We start from the raw sequence: 19,455 nt of genomic DNA on the forward strand, positions 1-19,455 counted from the left end.
GAGTCCGGCAGGGCCAATATTACATAATACTAAACAGCGACAAGCTGGCCGTTTTTACATACGTCGACTGGGTTGCCTGCAGTGCCAACAAGTAGTTGTTGTATTGCACCATGGCATCGGCGTAATCCAAATCTTCTAGCTGGCCAATCAAGTCATTATTGAACAGCTCCACTTCGCTGTGACCGTCCTGCATGGTTGTCAGTGCATTCTGGCGACTCCCCAGGCTGGTCACCGTGCTCGACACCGACGACAATGTCTCATCCAGCACATCGAGACTCGTGGAAATAATATCACTGCTTTCGAAGTCATGATCAGGATCGCGCAAAGCCCCTACCAGATCATCAAGCTGGTTGAAGATATCGGTGCCGCCGGAAAAAAACATATCCTCAGCATTCACATTCAGCTGGATGGTGACGCCATCACCCACCACCACTTCACGCACGCCGGTATCCCCTTGGTAAACCCAGTTGCCATCGGCATCTTTTACCAAAGGCTGTGTATTCACCTCGTTACCCGAAAAGATGTACTTACCATTTTCATCCTTGGCATTAACCAGGCTGACCAGGCTGTCTTGCAGGTGTTCCAGTTCATCGGCTATCGCGGCACGCTCTTCAGGGCCATTCGTTCCGTTCCCGGCCCACAACATTTTGTCACGAATATCTTGCAGCACATCCACCGCGCTGCTGAGGTAGGTTTCCTGCTTCTTCAACGCGACATCAGCCTGTTCGATATTGCCCAGATACTGGCTGATCGCGGCCTGTTCACGTTTCAAGTTCATTGCCCGGGTCGAAGCCATCGGATCATCGGATGGAACCAGCAACCGCTTGCCGGTGGCCATCTGCTGCATGATCTTATTGATGCCCATCGAGTTCTGGCTCAAACTGCCAGACATCATATGGCTGTATTGATTGGTACTTACGCGCATCGCTGGCTCCTTAGAATAACTGCATAATCGAAGCGAAGACTTGGTTAGAGGCGTTAATCACCTGCAAGTTGGCCTGATAGGCTTGCTGATAAGTCATCAAGCTAACGGCCTCTTCGTCGAGGTTTACGCCACTGGTCGACGATTTTTCAATGGTCGCCTGCAGGTAAATGTTGCTGGCAGCATCATGGTCCGACTGAGCCTGACGGCTTTTAACCGCAATGTCCCCCAGCAGAGAGTTAAATGCACTGCCCAAGGTTTGCGATCCCAAGTCCCCGATTTCGAACTCTTGGTCCTTGATTTCAATCAGCTTGAGTAGATTGTCGGTATTACCCGGTGTACCATCTCCAGACAGCGCCAAGTCCTCAGGTTTAAAATCCGGGTTAATCGACATCGTCGAGGCTGGGTTATCCGGGTCAAACACAAACAGCGGCTTACCTGGGTTACCGTTCAGGTCATAGCCTTGTTCCAGTTGGGTATTGAACGCCTGGGCAAACTCAAGCGCGATATCGTCAACCGCCTCTTGAGTCGGGATAAGTACATCCTTCTCATAGGCGGCCAACGCGCCTAGCTTTCCTCCCATGTCGTCATCGAGCGGGAAGTTCTGGCCGTTTAGCTCCAGTGACAAGACATCGCTACGCGGATTATTAGGATCAGACTCAAGCCCGAACTGCGCCACCTGGTTACCCATCACCAGAGGCTGGCCGTTGGGCAACGCAATGTTGAGCGTACCGTCACCGGCATCGGTAATCCGGATATCGGCAATTTCCGATAGTTCAGCAATCAGCACATCCCGCTCGTCCTGCAGTGCAGAAACGTTAGCCCCTGTTGCTTGGCCTTTACGGATCTCTTCATTGAGCTGGCCAATATTGGATAGCAAGCTATTGGCTTGAGATACCGCAGTGCTCCGCTGCTGCGACAAGTCACTGTACTGACCGTCCAACGAGCCACTCAGCTGGTTGAAACGGTTGCTCAGCGCCTCCGCTTCACTGATGATCTGCTGGCGGTATGCCGAGTCAAAAGGAGACACACTCGCACCATTTAGTGCAGAGAAAAAGCTGTCAAAGCCTTGGCTCAAGTCCATTGAATCACCGGATAGCAATGTCTCCAACCGCTTGAGTTGCTGGGCCGATGTCGAGGCGGCCCCCAGCATTGAGCCGGCACGGAAAATCTGGTTGGTCTGATACTGGTCCGTCACTCGGCGGATAGCACTGACCGATACCCCGTTACCCGCATCCTTCATACTCATGCTGGTAGAGCCAACCGCTGACAGGTGAACCTGCTGGCGGCTGTACCCCGGGGTGTTGATGTTAGCCACATTCTGGGCTGTGACATTCATCCCCACCTGGCTAGCCTGGAGGCCAGACAGGCCGATATTCATCAAACTCATACGTTAGATCCCTCACGGTTGAAATGCAGCAAAGACTGGCTAAATGCGCTGCCCGCGGGCGGACCTTGCTCTGCCTTACTTGAAGTTAAAGCGACCTCTTGCGGTTGCTCCTTAAATGCGGAGTCACCGCCCAGCTGACGGACAATCACTTCAGCCAGACCAAGCTTGCTTTTCGACATTTCGATGGCCATCTGGCCATCGAAAAACTCCTGGTAGGTCTTGTGCTCCCGGCTACCGAACAAGGCATTGTCGTCACCGCTATTTAGCGCATCACTGGCTTTGCGCATCTGCTTGAGCACCATTTGCAGAAATAACGACTCAAACTGCTCGGCGACGGTCTTGATCGCCTGCTGAGTCTCATCGCTGCCTTTCAGATCAACCAACTGGCGGCTATCGAATGTCGTCACCGTGCCAATGGAAGAATTAGAGGCAATGCGACTGGTCGCCATCGGCTGTAGTGCCATGGTATCGACCGGTAAAACAGTTACTGTCATTGGTGGTCCTTAAATCACAACCAATTCCGCATCCAGGGCACCTGAGGTATGCAGGGCCTGGAGAATAGCGATCAAATCATCGGGAGAAGCCCCCAGGCTGTTCACCGCAGAGACAATCGTCTCCAGCTCAACGCCTTCCGGCCAGATGAACATCGGGTTTCGCTCATGGTTGATATCAATGTCACTTTCCGGGGTGACGACCGTGTTGCCACGGCCAAAGGCATTGGGTTGGCTGACGTTGAACGACTCGGCGATGGTCACGGTCAAATTGCCATGACTGACGGCAGCCCGGCCAATCCGGACTCCATTGCCGACCACTACGGTACCGGTACGGCTGTTGAACACCACCCTCGCCCGCTGGCGGCCGGTATCGACCGTCATATCTTCAAGCATCGACATGAAAATGACCCGCTGCTCGAAGTCCTTCGGTGCCAATACCTCGACGCGGGCATTACTTACCGCTATTGCGGTATCAGGGCCAAATACTTCGTCGATTTCACGGGAGATATTCCGTGCGGTGGTAAAGTTCGGGCGCAGCAAGTTCAAGGTCACTTTCGGCTGCATGCTGAAATCAGAAGGGATTTCCTCTTCGATGATAGCGCCGCCCGGGATACGCCCCGTGGTAGGCACATTGACCGTAATACTTGAGCCAGAGCGGCCTTCGGCTTTAACGCCGGCCACTACCAGGCTTCCTTGGGCTACCGCATAGATCTGGCCGTCAATCGCCCGCAACGGTGTCATCACTAGGCTGCCGCCACGCAGGCTCTTGGCATCACCAATAGAAGACACCGTGACATCAATCGTCTGACCCGGGCCTGCCAACGGCGGAATAGAGGCATGAACACTCACCGCGGCAACATTGCGCAGTTTGGGATCAATATTTTCAGGTAACTGCAGGCCAAACTGGCGCAGCATGTTAGTCACCGATTGGCTGGTAAACTTCACCTGATTACGATCACCCGTTCCATCTAGACCCACTACTAGGCCATAGCCAATTAACTGGTTGTCCCTTAGTCCTTGGATATTGACCAAGTCAATCAGGTGGCGCTCGTTGTTGTCGGCATGCGCAGTATCGACAAATATGAAAGGCACAGCCAGCACAGTCAAAAAGATGATAAGTTGCTTAAACATAACGCCTCTTAAATAGGGAAAAACGGATTGACAAACAGCTTGGTCAACCAGCCTGCTTCGTTGGCATCAGCCAGCACACCGCGCTGGGAGTAAGTGATACGGGCATCACCGACCCGCTGGGAAGAAATCTGGTTACCGTTATCGATATCGTCTACCCTCACCAAGCCATCAAGGCGAATGAACTCATCGCCTTGGTTGAGGCGAATCCACTTTTCCCCTTTGATACGCAACACGCCATTGGGCAAGACTTCGTGCACCATCACAGTGATCGAACCGCTCAGTGAGTTACGCTGTGAGCTGGCCGAGCTGCCACGGAAATCGCGGTTTCCCGAAACATCCGCACTTGCACTGCCACCGCGGGTATCGGTCGCAAAGCTGCCCATCAAACCACCGCTGGCATTCTTGCCGAAGTTGGTGTTGGCCTGCTTGCTCGAACGGGTGTCTTCATCCAGCGAGACAGTCAGCATATCGCCGATCCGGTAGGCTCTGCGATCCTGAAACAAGGTCCACATATAGCCATCACGGTAGACCGAGCCGCTACGGGCATCCGGCAGCGAGTAGTCCAGCATCGGCGGCGCGTAATCGAGATCATCCGGTGCCGGGCGCTCATCCATTAGAGATGACGTCGATGAACAACCCGCCAGAAGCATGGCGGCTAGCCATGCTCCCCAGCGCCTCAGGGATTTAACCTTTGTCAGTCTTGCCATAAGTTACAGTACCTGAGAAATGTACTGCAGCATCTCATCCGATGATGACAGTGCCTTGGCATTCATTTCATAGCCGCGCTGGGTGGTGATCATATCCACCATCTCTTCGACGACCTGAACATTGGAGCCTTCCAGCACCCCTTGTTTCAGCTGGCCAAAAGCACCTTCACCGGCAATACCGTCGACCACCTCACCACTGGATGCCGTGGCGCGGAACATGTTGCCACCTAGGGCTTCCAGGCCGGCCGGGTTGATAAAGTTTGCCAGGGTGATCTGGCCAATTTCCTGTGGCATATCATCATTGGCAACCTTGGCGGTAACAATGCCATCGCTACCAATAGTGATGGTTTCGGCATCTTCCGGTACCTGGATCTGCTGTGCCAGCGGCAGGCCCTGGGCATTCACGATCATGCCGTCTGAGTTAAGGTGGAACTGGCCATTACGGGTAAAGGCCTGCTCGCCGTCAGGGGTTTCCAGCTCGAAAAAGCCTTGTCCGTCGATGGCAATATCCAGACTCTGATTGGTGGTTTGGTACATACCTTCGGTAAACACTTTCTGGGTACCCACCACGCGCACGCCCGAACCGATCTGGATGCCGCTCGGCAGTTCGTTGACCTCATCGGCCATCGCCCCCGGCTGGCGCTGGATTTGATAGAACAGGTCTTCAAACGCCACACGATCGCGCTTGTAGCCGACGGTGTTGACGTTGGCAAGGTTATTGGAAATGGTCGCCATTTTCGTATCTTGGGCGGCCAAGCCTGTTTTACTGATCCATAATGCTGCGTTCATCTCTTATTCCTTACGCTCTGATCAGGCGGTTGCCTGCTTCTGCTATTTTTTCTGCGGTCTGCATCATCTTCAGCTGCATTTCAAAATTTCGGCTCAGCTGCATGGAAGCCACCATTTCTTCGATGGCAACCACGTTACTCTGCTCGAGAAAGCCCGATACCATCATCACGGTTTCGTCATCGTTGAGCGGGATACGATCCTCGGTGACAAACAAACCATTCTCCAGCTTGGCTAGCTCCTGCACTTGTGGGTTCACCAGCTTCAGGCGCCCCACTTCAACTGACAGTGCCTCACCTTCAGGCACAATGTTGACCAAACCGTTGTCACCAAACTCAATGCTGCTGTAAAGCGGTATATTCATGACATCTCCGCCATCAGCCAGCACCGGCAGGCCACCGATCATCAAATCACCGTTTTCGGTACGCTCTACTGCGCCAGAGCGCGTGTAGGCTTCCCCGCCTTCTGGCGGACGGACGGTAAAAAAGCCATTGCCACGAATGGCCAAATCCAAATCGCGACCTGTGGTTTGCAGCTCGGCGGCATCAAAGCGGGTGCCTGCCGATTTGGCTTCCACCATGGTGCGGGAATCAAAACCGCTGCCCTGGACAGCAAAAGCCTGGGCGCGCTCCATATCGGCTCGGAAACCATGGGTATTGATGTTGGCCAGGTTGTTAGCGTGCACCTGCTGGGCATTGAACACTCGCCCAGCTCCGCTAGCTGCGGTATAAATCAATCGATCCACACTAATGCCCTTACATATTGAATAGGACTTGGGTCAGCTGCTGCTGGGTCGACAGCGACTGGGCATTGGCCTGGTAGTTACGCTGCGCCGTCATCAGGCCGACTAGCTCACCGGTGAGATCAACATTCGACTCTTCGACGTAGCCCGAATACAAACCACCCAGCGTACCGGTACCCGGCGCACCTAGAATTGGCTGGCCCGATGCCTGTGTGGCTGCCCAACCGGTGTTGCCCACCTGCATCAAACCGCCAGTATTCGGGAAGTCAGCCAACACCACCTGGCCCTGCAGCATCTGCTCGCCGTTGCTGTAGTTGGCAAACACCATGCCGGTGTCATCGATGGTGATCCCCGTCAACTCGCCAGAGGTATAGCCGTTGCTTCGGTTGGTCGATGCAGCAAATTCGCTACCAAACTGGGTGGTACCCGTCATCGAAAGGGCAATGTTCATCTCGGCTGCGCCGTCCGGGGAGAATGTCAGGTTAATGTTGCCCGTTGGGTCAACCAAGTTACCGCTGTCGTCGAACTCCAGCACCTGGCCGCTTTCATCGACCATCAGTTCACCGTTCATGGCATAGTTCACTTCCCACTCGTTCTCGCCGGTTTTGACAAAGTACTGGGTCAGGGTGTGCTCGTTGCCCAATGAGTCATACACAGTCGTGGTGTAAGAAGAGTTAAAGCTATCGCTGTCTTCAGGATCAAACGGAATACGGTCGCCGTTCTCATCAACAATCTCCGACGCACCTGCATCCAGGTTAGCGGCAAAATCAACCCGATCCGTCGCCTTGGCAGGCACCGAACCGGTCGAGACCTGAATATCACCCACTGCACCGCTTTGCAGGTTGCCGTTGCTGTCAGTGGTATAACCCTGCAAACGCAGGCCCGCGCTGTTCACCAGGTAGTTATCTTTGTCTTGCTGGAACATACCGGCGCGGGTATAGGTGTAGGCACCGTCTTCGCCTTGCAGAACAAACATACCGCCACCGCCAATGGCCAAATCGGTGGTGCGGCCGGTCATGGTGAAGGCACCATCGTTGAACGACTGGGAAAGGCTGGCCAGTTCGACACCGCCGCCCATCCCGCCATTCATCAACGCGGAAAACTCCGCCCGTGATGATTTGAAGCCCACGGTGGACACGTTGGCGATGTTGTTACTGATGGTGTTCAATTCCTGAGAGGTGGTGTTCAAACCACTCATTGCGATATTAAAGCTCATTATTATTTCTCTTCTAACCTAGATATGTGCAAACCGCTATCGGCGGCCAGCCAACTTAAATAAAGGGGTCGGTTCTGGTGGTTGAATACCAGTGCCCTGCGTCTCGCCGTACTGGTTAACGTGGAAAAACGGCACGTAGCCGACACCGGCAATCAAAAATTCCGGCGAGCCGCCGCCCGGTGGAATTCGCATTTTTTCGATGGTGCCCGCCACCATCACCTCAGGCTGGTACTCAGCGTCATTGGTCACGACAGTCAGATCGTATTGGCCATCCTTGAGCCCCATCGCTTTCGGGTCGATGACAAAGGCCACCTCGCCTTCACCGTTGGCACCTAGCTCGATGGTTTCTACCAGCTCACCGGCATCGTTGCGGATCTCGACCTTGAGATCTTCTACCGTGCTGTCGAGATCAATGACCGCATCGAGCGGGTTGCCTGCCAGCTCCAGGGTATCGGTAGTCACACGGACATCCTGCCCCACCATGCCTGCCGTTGTCAGAACCTGAATATTGTCGAGCAGTACCATCTGGTTCACGACCGTGTTGTTCATGTTCTGCATCGTCTCGACCTGGGTCATCTGCGCCAGCTGGGTCATAAACTGGGTGGTATCCAGCGGATCAAGCGGGGTCTGGTTCTGGATCTGGGCAATCATCAAGGTCAGGAAGGTATTGTCCTGCTCGCCACTGCTGGCAATTGGGTCCTGGCCGTAGGTTGTCGTTGAGCCATTGCTGCTCGTTACATTGGGCGTACTCATCGGGAATCCTTACTGGCCAAGTTTCAGCAGGCCCTGCTGCATGCTGCGCGCACGGCCAAGGACATCGACACTGGTTTCAAAGCTGCGCGATGCCGACATCATGTCGGCCATTTCCGACACCACATCGACATTGGGATAAAACACATAGCCATCGCCATCGGCTATCGGGTTGCCAGGCTCATAGCGGCGGGTCAGCTCGCCTTGCACCGGCACCACATCCATAATCTGTACCCGAGCGCCTGCTGCGGCAGATGAACCTGACTGCGCTTGGAGCTGGCTATTTTCATACACAGTGGCAAAGACAGGTTTACGGCTACGGTATGTGCCCGCCTCGGTGGTGGAGCCCGCATCGGCATTGGCCAAGTTACTGGCAATGGTATTGAGACGAAGTGTCTGCGCCGTCATCGCTGAGCCGGCAATTTGGTAAATTTCACTGAATGACATAACGATTTACTGTCCTTGAATAGCTGTCGCCAGCCCTTTAAATTTCATGTTCAAAAATGTCAGGCTGGTTTCGAAGTCCATGGCATTTTGTGCGTAATGTGCCTGCTCTACCCCTAGCTCGACGGTATTGCCATCTAGCGTGTTGTTGTAAGGGTTGCGGTATTGCAGTTCAGGTACACTCTGCATCGGGGATTGCCCACTTAGACTCTGCGCTTCAACCGAAGCAATAGCAGCCTGAAAATCAAAATCTCGTGCTTTGAACCCCGGTGTATCCACATTGGCCAAGTTGCCGGCAAGCACCTTGGCACGCTCGGTACGAAGGTTTAAAGTGTGCGGGTGGATCCCGAGGGCTTTGTCAAAATTGATCCCCATTTGGTGTCCTTGGTTTCAGTAAATCAAAAATCTTGGCTCTAACAAACAATTTTCGTGCCAACTTTTAAATCATTGATTTTAAGAGTCTTTATTTAAGTCACATTAGAATACGGAAGCGGAACTTCCGGTTCGGAAGGTGGGCGGAAATAGTCAGGCGGAAGCCATTCCGCAAAAAGAAGAGCTCGTGGTGAAGAGATATAAGAACAAAGAGAAAAAGGAACAAATGGTCAAGCTAACCCGCATTTCCATCCCCTATCCCGTCATTGCCGTGTTGTTTTATTTGGCCAGTTTCACGTCGGTTTCAGCCGCTGATCCTAACGAGCAGAAAGCCACTCATGTGCCGGTCAATAACCAGATCACAAACCAAGTATCCGATGAGATAAAGACACAAATCCAGCAAGCGGCAAAAGTGCACCAATGGCCCGCGGCTGAGCCTGGTATCTCCCTGCGCCTTCCCAGTGGTAGCCACCGCCTAACCGAATGCCGATCGGCACTTGATGTTCAACGCATAGACAGACGCCGCTATCCGGCAGGCCGGTTACGCTTCGAAGTGAACTGTACGGCTCCAGCGGTATGGCACCTCACAGTACAAGCCGATGTCAGCCTGATTGTTCCTGTTGCTATCGCCGCCCGCACCGTGACTAAAGATGAGGTCCTGACTGCCGGTGATATCACCCTCAAACCTACCGATATCGCCCGTATCAACCGCGAGTTCTTTTCATCGCCGCAAGGCTATGTCGGCCTGCGAGCCCTTCGCCAGATCCGCCGCGGCCAGCAACTTTCGCCTTCACATTTGAGCCCAGCCTATATGGTTTCGGAAGGTGACAAGGTGATTATCCAAGCCAGCAATGAACATTTCAGTGCCAACATGTCGGGGATGGCTTTGGAAGGGGGATATGCTGAGCAGCAAATCCGGGTGAAAAACACCAGCTCCGGCCAGGTGATCAAAGCCAAGATTGCCAAGCCCGGACTGGTGACAACGCTTTTCTAAAATGATTTAACCACGGCGGGGGATTGGTCGTTTAAGTTTAGTAACGGAGAAAAGCCAGGAGAATTGTTATGATCGAGCCAACCAAAGCGGGTTTGCAGCTTGCCCCAAACATTCAAAACCAGCCGCAAAAATTAAACGATACAAACGCAGCAAACACCCAAGAAATATCAAAGTCAGGATCCCCCGTATCCAATGTGACAAAGCCGAGTGCTGATGTCAGCCCTCAGGCCCAAAGCCTGGATAACCTCCAGCAGGAGCTCAAGCGTATTCCAGATGTCGATTTGGCGAAGGTGAATGAAATCCGCACCTTACTGGCCAGCGGTAACTACAACGTCGATCTTGATGGCCTGGCTGCCAGCATTCGCGGCGCCCATAGCCGCGACTGATTACTGACAGCTTGTTTAACACTACGGAAGTAAAAAGCATGAGCCAAAAGTCTGCGTTAATCATCAAAGGCTTTATTCAAGATATTCAGCGCGATCTGGCGGATTACCAGAACCTTCACCAACTTTTGCAGGTGCAGCATCAAAATATGCTGCGCCGCAATGGTGAAAAACTCAGTGCTATGACTGAACCCCACCAGCATTTGCTACAACAATTACAACAACGTGCAGATCAGCGAACCCGTCTACTGCTTCAGCTTGGCCTGGATAACTCTCCCGAGAGTGTCAACCGTGTGATCTCGACCCTGCCAGCCAATTACCGCCACCTCGTTGACAGCAAATGGAATCAACTCAAGGCGTTAGTTCACACCTGCATGGCACAAAACGACCGCAACAGCCGCCTCTTGGCAATGCAACAAGACATCTTGACCCAAGTGCTGCATCAAGACAGTGATGCCACTTACCAACCGGTATAACTCCCAGCTCTTTGCACGGCCTAAAAAAAACACCACAATCATGATTGTGGTGTTTTTTCACAGTACAAGCTTTTCACTATAAAGCTGGCACACTCAATAGTTAGCGCGGATAAAGCGCTGCATCGCCATTTCATCCATTAACTTCTGTTCGCTTCGAGCCAGCAATGTATTGTGTTGCTGGCGGCGCTTTTCAATCACGCACTCCAAACTTTTCACCTTCACATGTTGCCGGACAACATGCTGCTTGAGGGTAGCCTGCTCGGCCTGGGACAGCGCCAGCGTTTGAGTTTGGATCTCGGTAAGGTGTTTGAGGTGATCACGCAGGGCAAACCGGTTGGACCATGCCAATCCACTCTCCCCTGCAACCACCTGGCACGAATCATAGAGCGTATCCAGCTGCTCCAGCTTCTTCAGGTGGCTGGCACAGTCTTGCTGCTTCTGCTGATACTGCTGACCGAGTTTTTCCAGTTCCCCCTGACGGATCTGGCGGAAACGGTCCAGTGCTTTACTTTGCTCAGCCAAGGTTTAGCTCCTGTATCAATTGGTTCATCTGGTCATTCACCGTATCCCAACCGGCAAGTTCATCCATCTCTTGCTGCAGGAAGGCCACCAGCTTGGGGTAGGCCGCCACCGCTTGGTCCATTTCCGGATCGTTACCCGGTTGATAACCACCCAACGGGATCAGCTCGCGAACCTCCTGGTAGCGACTGTAGAGCTTTTTGAAATGCATGGCATGTCGCAGCTGCTCCTTGCTGACGACCTGAGGCATGGTCCGCGAAATAGACTGTGAGATATCAATCGCAGGATAATGCCCCGCCTCTGCCAGCTGGCGGCTCAATACGACATGACCATCGAGAATAGCACGGGCACTGTCCGCGATCGGATCCTGCTGGTCATCCCCTTCGGCCAATACCGTATAAATTGCACTCATGCTGCCCTGCTGCGAGGCACTGTTACCCGCCCGCTCAACCAGCTGCGGCAGCATACTGAACACCGACGGCGGGTAGCCCTTGGTTGCAGGCGGCTCACCCAATGCCAGGGCGATTTCCCGCTGCGCCATGGCAAAACGTGTTAATGAGTCCATCAGCAGCAGTACATCCTTGCCCTGATCACGGTAGTATTCGGCAACGCGGTGGCAAAGCTGGGAGGCACGCAGTCGCATCAGCGGTGATTCGTCAGCCGGGGCGGCGATAACCACCGCGCGCGCCAGCCCTTCGGGGCCCAAGGAATGTTCAATGAATTCCTTCACTTCCCGGCCACGCTCACCGATAAGCCCGACCACCACCACATCGGCACTGGTCTGGCGGGTGATCATACCGAGCAACACACTTTTACCGACACCACTGCCGGCAAACAGGCCTATCCGCTGGCCTTTGCCAAGGGTCAGCAAGCTATTTATCGCGCGAATACCGACATCCAGCGCACCGTCAATCGGACGCCGAGACATAGGGTTAATGTTTTCGCTTTCGAGGCTAATGTCATCCTGACCCAGCACCGGTCCCAAGCGATCTAGCGGCTCGCCAAGTCCATTGAGCACCCGGCCTAGCCACTGCGGCCCGATACGGATTTGGCTCTCGCCTTCCAGCGGCCATACCTTGGCACCGGAAAACAACCCCGAAGCGTTGCTGACCGGCATCAGGTAAGCCACATCGCGGTTAAACCCCACGGTCTGAGCTTCTATCTTGGTACCGTTGCCCGTTTCCACCAAGCACCGTTGCCCGGTAAGCAACCGGCATCCCACCGCTTCAAGCATCATGCCGGTCACTTTCACCAACCGCCCGGTGACTTTCGCCACCGGAACAGTATCGAGCGAAGCCAGCGCTTGTTCTAGGCGGTAATCAATAACGTTGCTCATGACGCCTGCCTGACCGCCCCATCAGTTTCTTGCCCTGATTTAGCATGATCTGCTGCTGAGTGGTCGGCTTCGGCTTGATTCTGTTCAGCGGTGCCTTCTATCACCACTTGCTCATCAAGCAGGTGTCCTTTGACAGCCGACATACACGTATCAAGCCGTTGCTCGCATCCCGCATCCGCTTCGGCATTTTTGGTCATCACACGGCATTCGCCCTGGCGAAGGGTGTCATCACAAACGATGTTCCACTCTGCAATTTTTTCGCTGGCGACTTTCTCCAGATGAGTGAACTCCTCCTTGGCCATTTTGACCTTAAGGCCCAGCGGTTCACCCGGCAAACTTTCCAGAGTTTCATCCACTAGCGCCAAAATTTGCTGAGGTTGAAGCGCCAGTTCGCAGCGGATCACTTGCTGCGCCACCTTCTGAACCAACTCGCATACCTGCTCGCGCTGACGGCGCTCATGCTCTGAAAATAGCTCCGCGGTCTGCCGGTGTAGATGGGCAAAGGGCGCAGTGGCTTGAATAAACTGTGCCTTGCCCTCTTCGACACCCTGCCTGAAACCTTGCTCTCGGCCTTGTGCCTGACCTTGTTCGAAACCTTGTTGCTGGCCCTGCTCAATACCTTGTTTAACCCCTTCTTCATGACCTCGGGTCATGCCTTGCTGAAAGCCTTGGTTGAACTGGGCTTGGAAATCTTCTGGTTGGCCTGATGGTGCAGCAGCGGCATCCAACAATGAATCCCCCTCGACACCCGCCATCAAGCGGGCATCCTCACTGATCTCATCAAGGCCAAAATCGTCCATAGCCAAATTGTCAAAACCCAACTCTCCGGCGCCAAAATCATCGGCACCAAAATCACCTGGGCCGAACTCGCTGGCAAAATCATCGCCAAACAGGCTGTCATCACCCAGCCCCGATTCTCCCGCAAGCGCGTTGCCGGGTTGGGTTACCATCACAGGCGAAGCCTGAGCCAAAGATGTAGGATCAACCAATGGCGGAAAACGGTGGCTGCGAAACTGGCTTGGTTGTAAGCGCATCACTTTATTTCGTCTAAACATCTCTATTCCACCGTGGTTTCTTGATATAGCTGAAGACTGATAACCTTGGATTCATTCAAGTCACGCACATAATCCATGATTTCCGAGCGAGCTTCCTGCACCTGACGCACAGACACTTTGCCAAGCTGGTCAATTTCTGCTTCCATCGACTGCTGCATACGACGCGGTAAGATCGCAAGCAGTGATTTGCGCAAGGATTGATCTGCGCCTTTCAATGCCATCGCCAGCAAGTCAGTCGGGATCTCTTCAAGAATACGCAAGCGCACAGCCTCTGATTGGCGGGTCAACAAGGAGAACTCGTACATCTTGTTCTTCAAGCGCTCAACCAACTCGCTGTCCTGCTCTTCCAGCGCCGTCATCAAGCTCAATTGATCGCCACTGTATCGGTTGATGATATCTGCGACCTGCTTTTCACCCTCGATGACCGCCCCTGAATTCTCCGCCAGGAACTCGATACAACGATCAACCAGCTCCTGCAGCTCTATCGCAACCTCACGGCTGACCTCAGTCAGAACCGCAATTCGGCGCAGCACGTCATTTTGCTCATCTTGAGACAACTCAGACAATACTGAAGAGGCGATCTCTGGCGGCAGGAAGGCAATAAATACCGCCTGCATCTGGATATGCTCGTTGGTCAGAAACTTGGCAAGCTGCTTGGGTTCAATCCACTGCAAGCGCTGCATGGAAGTTCGAATTTCATCACCGTAAATCGTATCGAGAAGGTTGCGTGCCAGGCGGCCACCCAAAGCTTTATCCAGGGTGCGCTGCAAGAAGGTACGCGATGCCCCGCTGATCCCCGACTGGGCACGGAACTCCTCAAAAAAACCTTGCAAAACAAACCGGGCTTCAATACTGCGAATAGCCGGTTGCTGCGCCATCGCATGGCTGACTTTGAGCAATTCATCCCGCGACATATGACGCATCACCTGAGAAGCCGACTCTTCGCCCATACTCAGCAGCAAGATGGCCGTCTGCTCCATTGGATCCAGCAGGACCTCACCGTCTGCCAGGTGGCTAAAATTACTTAGACTCATTGCTGTTCACCCACTTCTTGATTACTTCTGCGACACGTTCCGGTTCAACTTCCGTCAGTTTCTGCAAGTGCCTAACCTGCACGTCTAGCTCGGAGCCCGGTGGTGGTAAGGTCGATAAATCAAAATCAGCTTCACCGCCAGACTGTGGTGCGCTTTCATCGGCAACCATGCCGCCCTGCGCGATCGAATCCAGTAGCGCATCGGCCAGATCCTGCTCGCTCCCCCCTGATGAAATACTGATCGGCTTAATATCCGTCGCCGACTCAGAGGCAGAAACGCCTTCACTAGCCGCCATGTCGAACCCTTCTGGCGTCGTCGCCAACGCCGTTGTCACCGGAGCCGGACGTTGCAGCGCTTTCGCAAGCGGTCGCAGTACCAGGACGATGAATAACAAGCCGAGCAATGCATACACACCGTACTTGGCCAGTTGCAACAACTGCTGATCGTGCCACCAAGGGGCATCAACCGGAGCCGCTTCAATGGCACGGGCAAAGTTAAATGCGTGTAGGCTGAACTGATCGCCTCGCTCGGCGACATATCCGACAGAATCTTTAACCATTTGAGCTATTTGCTCCAATTGTGCAGGTTGCCAACCTTGTTCTTTAACTTCGTCGTTAAGCAACACTGAGACTGATAACATTTCAATTCCGCCCTGAGCATGGCGGGTATGACGCACCTTGCGGCCAACATCGTACTGGCGACTGAGTTCGGCACGCTGGTTACGGGTTTCATTGTTAGCCGGACCTTCTTCACCGGTCGGCTGATTGCTCAGTGCACCAGGGATCCCCAACGCTAGCTGCCCCTGGGTATTGTCTTGCTTGGTAAATTCAGTTCGCAGTACCGGATCGCTGTCAACCGACTCATGGGTTTCCTCGATTTGATCGAAGTTCAGGGTTGCCGCCACCTGCACCCGGAAGTTACCGACACCGAGCAGCGGAGCCAGCATATCTCCGGCACGACGCACAATGTCGCGTTCGACCCGCTGCTGCAGCTCGTGGAAACGTACATTGATCTGAGACTGCTGCCCCATGGCCAGATCAGCACTGAGCAGATTGCCATACTGATCAACAACCGATACGGCTTCGCCTGCCATACCGGCAATGCTGCCACTGACCAAATTGACAATCGCTTCTACCTGATGCTGTTCTAGCTGCATGCCCGGTTCGAGTTCAAGCATCACCGCAGCCGACGGCTTCTCTTCATCGATACCGACAAACAAGGTGCGATTTGGGATAGCCAAATGTACTCGGGCATTACTCACCGAGCGAATAGCCAGAATCGTTCGCGCCAGCTCACCTTCCAACCCTTGGCGGTAACGGGCATTTTCAATAAACTGGCTGGTGCCTAGCCCCGAGCTGCGGTCAAGAATTTCCAGCCCCTCAGGCAGCTTGGCCTTCACACCACGGGCGGCCAAAATAATGCGGGCATCTGCCAAACGGTTTGCCGGCACCATGATCTGGCCCGATTGGCTATCTAGCTGGTACTTGATTTTTTCCTGTTCCAGTACCGAGAGGATCTCACTGTTATCGTAACGCTCCTGGGTACCATATAACGGCTTGTAAGGGCTGGTTTGGGTCCACATCACGACGACAATAAAGAGCGTCACCATCACTGCCAGCGCAGTGATAAGAGCAACGTTTTTATATTTGCCCCCCAAGTGCTGTTGGATTTTTTCTTTGTATGACAGCCATTTGTTCGATGGTGTCTGTTCTGGGTTTTCAGCTACTGTTGTACTCATGTTCTTCTCACTACAGAGGCATCTTCAGTACATCGTCATAGGCAGTCAGGATCTTGTTCCTTACCTGTGTCAATGCTGAAAAAGAAATACTGGCTTTCTGACTGGCCACCATGGCACCAACCAAATCATCGGAACGACCGGCATCCACATCAGCCGTCAGTTGGCTGGCAAAGTGCTGCTGGTTATCCACGCGGCGAACGGCCTGCTGCATCGCGGTCTGAAAGTTTCCTGTTGGTGGATGCGAGAAGTTCACTGCAATCTGGGTGCCGGTCTGGGCTTGCTCCCTCATTACAGCCATACGCTGTAACATATCGTTCTGCATCGTTGAGATGTGATTAGACATATTTTCTATTGTCCTTAAGCAGCATTGCCTGATTGGTGGATGTAAGAATCAATGTTGATCCCCTGTTCACGCATCGCGGCAATCTTGTAGCGCAATGCCCGGGTCGACATCCCCAACGCTTCCGCGGTGTCATTTCGTTTGCCTTTGAAGCGGGCTAGCGTGTCGAGTATAAATTGTTGCTCCGCGTTCTTTCGGCTTTGCTTGAGGGCTTGTTTGGCATCTTCCACTACCTCGCCAAGCGCTCCCTCCACCATGGTACTCAGCATGTCGTTGAGCATCAGATCCTGTGCGGTGATCCAATGGCCATGGCGCATAACCAAAGCCCGCTGGATAGTATTTTCCAGCTCCCGGATATTGCCGGGCCAGTTATAGTGCTGCAGGGCCAGCTGTGCCTCTTCCGACAGGCTGCAAGAGTCGGTGCAACCGGCATTGAGCTTGCGGATGAAGTGCTCGGCCAATGGCAAGATATCTTCCTTACGATCACGCAGCGGTGGCCACTGCAGCGGAAGGACATCCAAACGGTAGTAAAGGTCCTGACGGAAACGGCGCTCGGCGACAGCCTGCTGCAGGTCAACATTGGTGGCGGCAATAATTCGGATATCCAGCGAAATAGACCGATGGCTGCCCAGCCGCTCTACTTGGCGCTCCTGCAGCACGCGCAACAATTTCGCCTGCAATGCCGGTGGCATTTCACCAACCTCATCGAGCAGCAAGGTGCCGCCGTTGGCTTCCTCGAACTTGCCCGCCTGGCTTTGGGTCGCGCCGGTAAACGCGCCTTTGGTATGGCCGAACAGCACCGCTTCGAGCATGCTCTCGGGGATCGCCGCACAGTTTATTGCGACAAACGGCCCCTCGCTGCGAGGAGAATGATCATGGACATAACGCGCCAAGACTTCCTTGCCGGTACCCGACTCGCCAGTGATCAATACCGTTGCATCGGTCTGAGCGGCACGGTGAGCCATTTGCAGCACTTGCAGGCTGCGCCGGCTGGTGGCCACCACTTCTCGCTTCGGCGATTGCACCGTTCGGTTACGCTCCAGCAGCGCGATGATCTGCTCTGGCTGGTAGGGTTGCAGCAGATAATCGTCGGCACCGGCCTGCATCGCATCACTCGCCAACTTGCTTTGCTGGTAATCGACAATGGCAACCACCGTTCCCGTAGCAACCATCTGCTTGGCGCGGCGGATAGTGGATAGCATGTCCATGTCGGTTAGGTTATCGGCAACAAACAACAGGCTGTCTGGCTGCTCGCGTAATTTCGCCAACGCATCAGCAGCTGTGGAGGCATTTCGCACCGTGTAACCTTCCGCACTTAACACCTTGATCGCTGAGGCAGCTTGTACCAGGCAACGGTGGGCAAATATGACGTTACAGGCTCTCATGCCCCCTCCTTGACCAAACGTAATTGAACCCGGCGATTCTGCTGGTTGGCCGCCCCATTCGTCCCCTCAACAATCGGATAACGCTGGCCATGGGCACGCAGCTGGATAAGTTCACGCTTGACACCCATTGCAACCAACTCATCCGCAACCGCTTGAGCTCGCTTGCGAGAAAGCCATAAATTATTCAATGAAGCACCAGTGAGATCGGTATGACCATCAATCAACAGCGCACTGACATCACGGTCGTAACGAATGTATCGAGCAATATCACTGAGCATCTGTCGTTGAGCGTCACTCATTTGGCTTTCGCTGCTCTCAAACAAAAACGTATTGTCTTTAGCTTGTTCGTAACCCATTGGCAGCAGTTGGCCTAAGCAGGATTTGAATGCCTGATAAGATGTCGCAAAATTGACGGAAGGAATATCCCAACTTTTGACTTCGTGACGCTCATTATCAGTCACCGAAATTTGACCCCATGCACCTTTTTCCATTTCATTAAGTAAATAATGAAGAGTTTCATTTCCGGTGAATGTCAGTCCTTCCAAGCCATTTTCTTCGCCTTGTAATAACTTTTGCAGAGGCTTATTTTGCTTCCACGGCGAATAATTGACGCTTAGCGTTATCTCACCGACAAAATAAGGTCGCTGGCTACTGGTAAAGGAAACCAAATATGGCTTCGCAGAGTTTGCAATAAACGCAACACTGCCATCGAACTTAAGATCCTTTGTTAATTTGCAAGAAAAGCGATCTCCTGAGAATTGCCAATCCACTTTATCCAATGGTGCTTGAATAGGTTTAGCGTGAGCACTATTAGATAAAAAAACTAACAAAGAAAGCACTGCGGTTGATTTGATTGCTTTCATATTAAACAAATTGCCTAACTGGTAATGATTATTGCATTCCCGCTAGAGAAAGAAGCGAGAATAATAATGCTTCCTTGCCCTACTTTTGCATCCTTAACACAAGGATATGCAACAAGACACTTCTATTATTATATTTGTCAATAAAGCAAGGCAATATGTGGGGATATTAGGCAGCATTTTATTGATTTACTAGACAGTTATTTGTGTCATTTATTTTGCTTGGCTTAAGATCACACTTTCAAATTTCATTACAAACCGTGACAATTAACCGAAAGTTAACATCCAAATCAAAATAAAAACCAAAATAAACCAACAACCAAACAAACTAGCTGAAAAACCATGCACCATCGCACATTTTCAAGACGCGCATTTTTTTAC

22 protein-coding genes are annotated in these 19,455 nt (G+C 53.0%); 3 read left to right on the forward strand and 19 right to left on the reverse strand.

Annotated features, from left to right (window positions below):
• Positions 1–19: 19 nt before the first annotated feature.
• The 11 genes from flgL to flgB are packed head-to-tail and all read right to left on the reverse strand — an operon-like array spanning position 20 to position 8,957.
• A complete protein-coding gene (flgL, locus tag R2X38_RS17360) occupies positions 20–925 on the reverse strand; it encodes a flagellar hook-associated protein FlgL (RefSeq protein WP_317523584.1) in 906 nt (301 codons plus the stop codon).
• Positions 926–935: 10 nt separating this feature from the next.
• The gene (gene flgK, locus R2X38_RS17365; protein WP_317523585.1) at positions 936–2,312 is read right to left on the reverse strand and encodes a flagellar hook-associated protein FlgK; all 1,377 of its coding nucleotides are present in this window, start codon (positions 2,310–2,312) and stop codon (positions 936–938) included.
• Positions 2,309–2,806, reverse strand: coding sequence for a rod-binding protein (locus R2X38_RS17370; protein ID WP_317523586.1), 498 nt, complete (start codon positions 2,804–2,806; stop codon positions 2,309–2,311). The genes flgK and R2X38_RS17370 overlap by 4 nt, the downstream gene beginning before the upstream one ends.
• 9 nt (positions 2,807–2,815) lie before the next feature.
• Positions 2,816–3,937, reverse strand: coding sequence for a flagellar basal body P-ring protein FlgI (locus R2X38_RS17375; protein ID WP_317523587.1), 1,122 nt, complete (start codon positions 3,935–3,937; stop codon positions 2,816–2,818).
• Between the two features lie 8 nt (positions 3,938–3,945).
• On the reverse strand, positions 3,946–4,644 hold the full coding sequence (gene flgH, locus R2X38_RS17380; protein ID WP_317523589.1) for a flagellar basal body L-ring protein FlgH: 699 nt from the start codon (positions 4,642–4,644) through the stop codon (positions 3,946–3,948).
• A 3-nt stretch (positions 4,645–4,647) separates the two neighbouring features.
• Entirely contained in the window at positions 4,648–5,433 is a 786-nt protein-coding gene (gene flgG / locus R2X38_RS17385; protein WP_317523590.1) for a flagellar basal-body rod protein FlgG, read from the reverse strand.
• Between the two features lie 10 nt (positions 5,434–5,443).
• Complete coding sequence (locus tag R2X38_RS17390; RefSeq protein WP_317523591.1) at positions 5,444–6,175, reverse strand: flagellar basal body rod protein FlgF; 732 nt, start codon at positions 6,173–6,175, stop codon at positions 5,444–5,446.
• A gap of 10 nt (positions 6,176–6,185) precedes the next feature.
• The gene (flgE, locus tag R2X38_RS17395; RefSeq protein WP_317523592.1) at positions 6,186–7,388 is read right to left on the reverse strand and encodes a flagellar hook protein FlgE; all 1,203 of its coding nucleotides are present in this window, start codon (positions 7,386–7,388) and stop codon (positions 6,186–6,188) included.
• Between the two features lie 36 nt (positions 7,389–7,424).
• Entirely contained in the window at positions 7,425–8,141 is a 717-nt protein-coding gene (locus tag R2X38_RS17400; protein WP_317523593.1) for a flagellar hook capping FlgD N-terminal domain-containing protein, read from the reverse strand.
• A 9-nt stretch (positions 8,142–8,150) separates the two neighbouring features.
• Positions 8,151–8,585, reverse strand: coding sequence for a flagellar basal body rod protein FlgC (gene flgC, locus R2X38_RS17405; RefSeq protein ID WP_317523594.1), 435 nt, complete (start codon positions 8,583–8,585; stop codon positions 8,151–8,153).
• Positions 8,586–8,591: 6 nt separating this feature from the next.
• Positions 8,592–8,957, reverse strand: a complete 366-nt coding sequence (gene flgB, locus R2X38_RS17410; RefSeq protein WP_317523595.1) for a flagellar basal body rod protein FlgB — start codon at positions 8,955–8,957, stop codon at positions 8,592–8,594.
• A gap of 136 nt (positions 8,958–9,093) precedes the next feature.
• Here flgB and flgA point away from each other — a divergent pair, with 136 nt between their 5' ends.
• From flgA to flgN, 3 genes are all read left to right on the forward strand, one after another.
• Positions 9,094–9,948 carry a flagellar basal body P-ring formation chaperone FlgA gene (flgA, locus tag R2X38_RS17415; protein ID WP_317523597.1) on the forward strand — a complete coding sequence of 285 codons (855 nt, stop codon included), beginning with the start codon at positions 9,094–9,096 and terminating at the stop codon, positions 9,946–9,948.
• 68 nt (positions 9,949–10,016) lie between these two features.
• On the forward strand, positions 10,017–10,334 hold the full coding sequence (gene flgM / locus R2X38_RS17420; protein WP_317523598.1) for a flagellar biosynthesis anti-sigma factor FlgM: 318 nt from the start codon (positions 10,017–10,019) through the stop codon (positions 10,332–10,334).
• A gap of 38 nt (positions 10,335–10,372) precedes the next feature.
• Positions 10,373–10,807 (forward strand): flagellar export chaperone FlgN, encoded by a 435-nt coding sequence (flgN, locus tag R2X38_RS17425; RefSeq protein WP_317523599.1) that lies wholly within the window; start codon positions 10,373–10,375, stop codon positions 10,805–10,807.
• 93 nt (positions 10,808–10,900) lie between these two features.
• Here the strand turns inward: flgN and fliJ are convergent, their stop codons facing one another.
• Genes fliJ through R2X38_RS17465 form a run of 8 tightly spaced genes read right to left on the reverse strand, consistent with a single transcriptional unit; the run spans position 10,901 to position 19,077 of the window.
• The gene (gene fliJ, locus R2X38_RS17430; RefSeq protein ID WP_317523601.1) at positions 10,901–11,329 is read right to left on the reverse strand and encodes a flagellar export protein FliJ; all 429 of its coding nucleotides are present in this window, start codon (positions 11,327–11,329) and stop codon (positions 10,901–10,903) included.
• Entirely contained in the window at positions 11,322–12,662 is a 1,341-nt protein-coding gene (gene fliI, locus R2X38_RS17435; RefSeq protein ID WP_317523602.1) for a flagellar protein export ATPase FliI, read from the reverse strand. The genes fliJ and fliI overlap by 8 nt, the downstream gene beginning before the upstream one ends.
• Entirely contained in the window at positions 12,659–13,717 is a 1,059-nt protein-coding gene (gene fliH / locus R2X38_RS17440; RefSeq protein ID WP_317523603.1) for a flagellar assembly protein FliH, read from the reverse strand. Before fliH ends, fliI begins: the two co-directional genes overlap by 4 nt.
• A 2-nt stretch (positions 13,718–13,719) precedes the next feature.
• On the reverse strand, positions 13,720–14,751 hold the full coding sequence (locus tag R2X38_RS17445) for a FliG C-terminal domain-containing protein (RefSeq protein ID WP_317523604.1): 1,032 nt from the start codon (positions 14,749–14,751) through the stop codon (positions 13,720–13,722).
• Positions 14,738–16,489 carry a flagellar basal-body MS-ring/collar protein FliF gene (fliF, locus tag R2X38_RS17450; protein WP_317523605.1) on the reverse strand — a complete coding sequence of 584 codons (1,752 nt, stop codon included), beginning with the start codon at positions 16,487–16,489 and terminating at the stop codon, positions 14,738–14,740. The genes R2X38_RS17445 and fliF overlap by 14 nt, the downstream gene beginning before the upstream one ends.
• A gap of 10 nt (positions 16,490–16,499) precedes the next feature.
• The gene (gene fliE, locus R2X38_RS17455) at positions 16,500–16,832 is read right to left on the reverse strand and encodes a flagellar hook-basal body complex protein FliE (RefSeq protein ID WP_317523606.1); all 333 of its coding nucleotides are present in this window, start codon (positions 16,830–16,832) and stop codon (positions 16,500–16,502) included.
• 14 nt (positions 16,833–16,846) lie between these two features.
• A complete protein-coding gene (locus R2X38_RS17460; RefSeq protein WP_317523607.1) occupies positions 16,847–18,214 on the reverse strand; it encodes a sigma-54 dependent transcriptional regulator in 1,368 nt (455 codons plus the stop codon).
• Entirely contained in the window at positions 18,211–19,077 is an 867-nt protein-coding gene (locus R2X38_RS17465; protein ID WP_317523608.1) for an OmpA family protein, read from the reverse strand. Before R2X38_RS17465 ends, R2X38_RS17460 begins: the two co-directional genes overlap by 4 nt.
• Positions 19,078–19,455 lie beyond the last annotated feature (378 nt).

Source organism: Photobacterium rosenbergii (genome assembly GCF_033022775.1).
GTDB classification, from domain to species: Bacteria; Pseudomonadota; Gammaproteobacteria; order Enterobacterales; family Vibrionaceae; genus Photobacterium; species Photobacterium rosenbergii_A.

Coding starts and splice junctions, on each gene's coding strand:
- flgL (WP_317523584.1), bottom strand. CDS start 925: ATGCGCGTAAGTACCAATCAATACAGCCATATGATGTCTGGCAGTTTG.
- flgK (WP_317523585.1), bottom strand. CDS start 2,312: ATGAGTTTGATGAATATCGGCCTGTCTGGCCTCCAGGCTAGCCAGGTG.
- R2X38_RS17370 (WP_317523586.1), bottom strand. CDS start 2,806: ATGACAGTAACTGTTTTACCGGTCGATACCATGGCACTACAGCCGATG.
- R2X38_RS17375 (WP_317523587.1), bottom strand. CDS start 3,937: ATGTTTAAGCAACTTATCATCTTTTTGACTGTGCTGGCTGTGCCTTTC.
- flgH (WP_317523589.1), bottom strand. CDS start 4,644: ATGGCAAGACTGACAAAGGTTAAATCCCTGAGGCGCTGGGGAGCATGG.
- flgG (WP_317523590.1), bottom strand. CDS start 5,433: ATGAACGCAGCATTATGGATCAGTAAAACAGGCTTGGCCGCCCAAGAT.
- flgE (WP_317523592.1), bottom strand. CDS start 7,388: ATGAGCTTTAATATCGCAATGAGTGGTTTGAACACCACCTCTCAGGAA.
- R2X38_RS17400 (WP_317523593.1), bottom strand. CDS start 8,141: ATGAGTACGCCCAATGTAACGAGCAGCAATGGCTCAACGACAACCTAC.
- flgC (WP_317523594.1), bottom strand. CDS start 8,585: ATGTCATTCAGTGAAATTTACCAAATTGCCGGCTCAGCGATGACGGCG.
- flgB (WP_317523595.1), bottom strand. CDS start 8,957: ATGGGGATCAATTTTGACAAAGCCCTCGGGATCCACCCGCACACTTTA.
- flgM (WP_317523598.1), top strand. CDS start 10,017: ATGATCGAGCCAACCAAAGCGGGTTTGCAGCTTGCCCCAAACATTCAA.
- flgN (WP_317523599.1), top strand. CDS start 10,373: ATGAGCCAAAAGTCTGCGTTAATCATCAAAGGCTTTATTCAAGATATT.
- fliI (WP_317523602.1), bottom strand. CDS start 12,662: ATGAGCAACGTTATTGATTACCGCCTAGAACAAGCGCTGGCTTCGCTC.
- fliH (WP_317523603.1), bottom strand. CDS start 13,717: ATGTTTAGACGAAATAAAGTGATGCGCTTACAACCAAGCCAGTTTCGC.
- R2X38_RS17445 (WP_317523604.1), bottom strand. CDS start 14,751: ATGAGTCTAAGTAATTTTAGCCACCTGGCAGACGGTGAGGTCCTGCTG.
- fliF (WP_317523605.1), bottom strand. CDS start 16,489: ATGAGTACAACAGTAGCTGAAAACCCAGAACAGACACCATCGAACAAA.
- fliE (WP_317523606.1), bottom strand. CDS start 16,832: ATGTCTAATCACATCTCAACGATGCAGAACGATATGTTACAGCGTATG.
- R2X38_RS17460 (WP_317523607.1), bottom strand. CDS start 18,214: ATGAGAGCCTGTAACGTCATATTTGCCCACCGTTGCCTGGTACAAGCT.
- R2X38_RS17465 (WP_317523608.1), bottom strand. CDS start 19,077: ATGAAAGCAATCAAATCAACCGCAGTGCTTTCTTTGTTAGTTTTTTTA.